We start from the raw sequence: 4,123 nt of genomic DNA, 5'->3' as shown, positions 1-4,123 counted from the left end.
TGGATATCGGCCGTTATCTGATGGGATTTTACAACCAGCAACGGCCACATACTGCGAATGATGGAATCAGTCCTCACGCCGCAGAAGAAAAACTTAAAACCGTGTCCGGAATCAGTTGACCACTACAATCCCCCTTTTATTTTGCCAGTTGGTGGGGGGATATTTCAGAAGGTCCAATGGACGAACTGGCTCGACAAATCACCAACGAAACCAAGATGCTCCACTGGATGACGGCGTTTGAAACCACAACGAATGCATCAAGATCTCGTGGACTCGGCGCACTTGTTCATTTGATCCCGTTGTTTAGAGCCATTGCCAAAATAGCCTACACATTTAAAACGCCTTTAGCCAAAGCCCACCAAAATAGTAAATTTCAGGTGGCGCTACGAACTTCCATCGTGAACGCGGAAAAAGGGTTTGGACACGTTTATGCGCTGCATGGTCTTTTTCAAGATGCCGCCTATTGGCAGCATGTAGACTCAATTCAATGCGAGATCCCCCGCCTCGTCCCGGAAGACGAGCTTAGCGACATGCTAATTTTGGTAAACAAAATCAGATATGCTCAGCTCTCGAAGCGAGAACAAACACCTTTAATCCCAACCCGAATTATGGGTAGGCTAATTGAAAATGCGCTGCAGCAAATCAGATTCGCAGAACCATATCTTGATAAAGTTGAGTCATTCATAAAAGCTGTTTATGCCGATCCAACACTATTGTCGGATACTCGTCTCGACTACCACGAGCGACTGAAAACGGTTCGCCGAATGTACCCCAACAGCACACACCCTCCAGTTAGCAAACTGGAGCGAGCCCTGACTCCTAAGCCGGTGACTCTAGAAAAATTTGGTCTTTCTGAGTGCGCTCAAATCTTTGGGCTTCCATCGCTCACGCAACTCAAAAGCTGCATAACAAAATTGCAAACAATGTGCGCTCTGGTTATTCATGCATTCACAGGAATGCGAGCATCAGAGGTTCAAGTTATGCCCTTTGAGCCGATTGTCCATCAAGCTGCCAAGGGCTTCGGGGAGTTACCTGTTCTGGTATCCCATCTGAAGAAATTTTCAAAAACCGGCAATTACAGCAAAGCCTTGGTCTGGGCAACATCAGAAGAGGGGATATTTGCAGTCAAGGCAGCCCAAAAATTTGCTCGCATAAATTGGTTCAGAAACAACCCTGCACAGGAGGAAGTCCCCGAAAATTCCCCTTTATTTATCGGAGCAAACATTCCATCCGATAACCACCAAAACCATTACTGTGTGCCGTTCACGCGAACCATGTATCACACCTCCAACATCCAGGCTTGCGTCGAAAGTTTAGGGTTGGTTATTGAAGGTGACGACCTGGAAGAGCTGAGGTTGTTCGATGCGTTTCGAGACTGGGATTCCGATCCCAAATTTGCCATCGGCGCTTATTGGCCTCTCACCTCACATCAGTTCAGGCGCTCTGTGGCGGTTTATGCGAGCCGTTCCGGGATGGTGTCGCTGCCTACCCTCAAAACCCAATACAAACATCTGAGCGAAGTGATGACAGCCCTCTACGCTGAAAACTCTACGTATGCAGAGTCATTCCTGGTTGATGAGCAAGGAAAACCAATCGACAACAACAGCGTTTTCAATCCTTCCGTGACTCGCAGGCATTCAACACCAGCGTGCGTTTCCACGAGCAGGTGATTAAATCTGAAACCCCACTATTTGGCCCCATTGGCGCTGACATTCAACGGGGCAAGGACCGGGGTACACTCCCCAAGATGCTGTCAGATCGGGCAGAAACCGAAAAGGCGGTAAAACAGGGGCGATATGCCTACAAGGAAACCCCGGTTGGCGGCTGTACCCTCAAGGGGTCTTGTCCTCATTTCGCCGTCGACCTTGTTCTGCCATGCACCACTGGTTGCAAAGACGCAATCCTGAAGCCAGAAAAGCTGCGGGTTTATGTGGAAAGTCTGGAGTTCGACCAGCAAATGATGTCCCCAAATAGCAGGCCTCATAAATTGATCTCTCAGGAAATCGAATTCATTAAGAAAAAATACTTTGAAGCGGGAGAGGATAACGCGTGAAGGTTTCAAAAACTGTCCGGGAATACTTCGCAGCTCTGGAACGTCTTAAACAGAATGCCCCACTTCATGTTCCAAAGAACGGTCCGATCAACAAGGACACGGTCGCTTTGGAGGCCGGTCGCAAAAGAGGCTCAATTCGTAACCGCCCTGGGTTTGAAATGCTGATTTCCGAGATTGACGCTGCCGGTGAAAAACCACGACCCACCAAACAAAAGCGGATCAGGCAGAATCCCAAGCAAGCGAGTGAAATCGAGCAACTAAAGAGGGATTTGGATGTTGCCCGCAGCCGCTACATGTCGTTGCTTTACCTGAATTCAGAGATGGCCAAAACCATTCGCCGTCTTGGCGGAGAGGTTCCCAAGTTTGGCCCAGTGGTTGATATCACTGTTGATCCCGACAGCACCGATATCCCGTACTGAAACCATTAGAAAAACGCCAGCAGTCGCTCCCGGTAGTAGCCGCTCAATACGATGCTAGCGAGAGCACTGCTGGCCTGGTCTCGCTCCGAACGCTCATTGGACCCACTCCTCGAATCACTTTCAGAGCCACTCGTCGGAGCGTCTCCGTCTGCTTCATCGCTATTTTTTGTTTGGGCCTCATCACCCGCGTCGACGGCTACAAACCTCAGATGTTCACAGAAAGCCAGATGCTCCGGCAGGTCGTCCATTAACCGCTCGGCACACTCCGCCAATAGCGGCTCGGCGAGCATAAACATCCATGCATCGCCATCAATAGCACCACGGCGCCGAAGTACTCGCCCGAGAACCTGCCGGAAGTGCATCTCTGTCCTGATCCGGCTGAGGTAACAGCAAACCGCAAGCCTGGGGATGTCCGTGCCTTCAGCAACCATTCCGACGGCAATTATCCAGCGACTGGATTCCATCCGGAATTTATCAATCGCAGCACCTGCATCAGGACGGTGAGTCGAAACCACAACGGCCTCATCGCCCATCTGACGCAAAAGCTCCGCTAACCTATGGGCATGATCGATATTACTAGCAATAACGAGCCCACCGGCATCTGGGAGCGTCTGACGGGCTTTATCTAGCTGCTTCTTGGCTAACTCCAGCAATTTGATATTGATTTCCGGGTTAGTCACCAGCGATTCATAGGTAACTTCCGAGTCCCTGAGTAGCTTTGCAAACCCGGCATAAGCTTTGGCATCCCTTTGTGGATGCCTGATTGTGACACTTGAGTGATCGAGCAATGTGATGTGCGGAACCCGGCAGACCTTGTCTGCAATTGAGTTACTCAAAGAGTACTGATAATCCACAATCAGATTGCCTTCAGGAGTCGAGTACCGAGCCAGTGCGATTGCATGTTGATCAGAACGCCAAGGGGTACCAGAGAGTGCCAGAGTAAACACGGCAACATCCTGAATTTTTTGAAGGATCTGCTGACCCCAAAGATTCGCGCCCTCTTTGCCATCCCCAACAGAGCAGTGATGAATTTCGTCAAAAATAGCCAGCACTCTCATGTTCCGAAACAGCCGCCAAAACACATCTCTCTGATGCTCCAGCGCCTGATAGGTCATAGCCATGCCAGCAGCCCCCATACGGCCATCAAAGGCTTTATTCAGCACTTGAGTGAAGGTCAGCTGAAAACCCTCAACAACCTGGCAAGAAGGTGCCAAACACACCACCGCATCAATCTGGTTCTGATCAAAAAGCTGCTTGGCTAGCTCAGCTGACATCCGGGTTTTGCCCGCCCCAGGAGTAGCCTGACAGAAGAAATGTCTTACCCCGGAAGAATACTGCGCAACAGCCTTGTGAATGCACTGGGCTTGCCAGTCGCGTAGCGCCATCACTCCACCCCAAGAATCTTCAATGTGTATCTGAGAGATTTGATTTTCCCGGTCAGGATGCCGCTACGATCCCTTGCAGCAACTCTCTCGGACTCCAGCTGGGGTTGAAGCGAAGGAAACCGCTCAATCAGCTCGGCATACTGTTCTGGTCAACAAAACCGGACACATTAATTTGCTAATTTCTCGTACTCCACCGGTGATAAATCACCGTTCGTAGAGTGCAGTCGATCCAGGTTGTAGTACTTCATGTAAGCCGCGACATCCTG

The 4,123-nt window shown here is 50.2% G+C and carries 5 protein-coding genes; 3 read left to right on the top strand and 2 right to left on the bottom strand.

Annotation, left to right across the window (positions count from 1 at the left end; all coding sequences use genetic code 11):
- Positions 1-176: 176 nt before the first annotated feature.
- The 3 genes from K6123_RS22985 to K6123_RS22975 are packed head-to-tail and all read left to right on the top strand — an operon-like array spanning position 177 to position 2,472.
- The gene (locus K6123_RS22985) at positions 177-1,670 is read left to right on the top strand and encodes a hypothetical protein (protein WP_221801954.1); all 1,494 of its coding nucleotides are present in this window, start codon (positions 177-179) and stop codon (positions 1,668-1,670) included.
- Entirely contained in the window at positions 1,649-2,053 is a 405-nt protein-coding gene (locus tag K6123_RS22980) for a hypothetical protein (RefSeq protein WP_221801952.1), read from the top strand. Before K6123_RS22985 ends, K6123_RS22980 begins: the two co-directional genes overlap by 22 nt.
- Complete coding sequence (locus K6123_RS22975; RefSeq protein WP_221801950.1) at positions 2,050-2,472, top strand: hypothetical protein; 423 nt, start codon at positions 2,050-2,052, stop codon at positions 2,470-2,472. The genes K6123_RS22980 and K6123_RS22975 overlap by 4 nt, the downstream gene beginning before the upstream one ends.
- A 5-nt stretch (positions 2,473-2,477) precedes the next feature.
- Here K6123_RS22975 and K6123_RS22970 read toward each other — a convergent pair whose 3' ends face one another.
- The gene (locus K6123_RS22970) at positions 2,478-3,857 is read right to left on the bottom strand and encodes a DEAD/DEAH box helicase (protein WP_221801949.1); all 1,380 of its coding nucleotides are present in this window, start codon (positions 3,855-3,857) and stop codon (positions 2,478-2,480) included.
- A gap of 167 nt (positions 3,858-4,024) precedes the next feature.
- Positions 4,025-4,123, bottom strand: a 99-nt coding sequence (locus K6123_RS22965; protein WP_221799887.1) for an IS3 family transposase, incomplete at its 5' end; no start/stop codon positions are given.

The sequence above is a fragment of the Oceanobacter mangrovi genome, assembly GCF_019740315.1.
Classification (GTDB): Bacteria; Pseudomonadota; Gammaproteobacteria; order Pseudomonadales; family Oceanobacteraceae; genus Oceanobacter; species Oceanobacter mangrovi.
The sequence above is the reverse complement of the archived record's forward strand: the minus strand, read 5'-3'. Positions and strand labels throughout refer to the sequence as shown.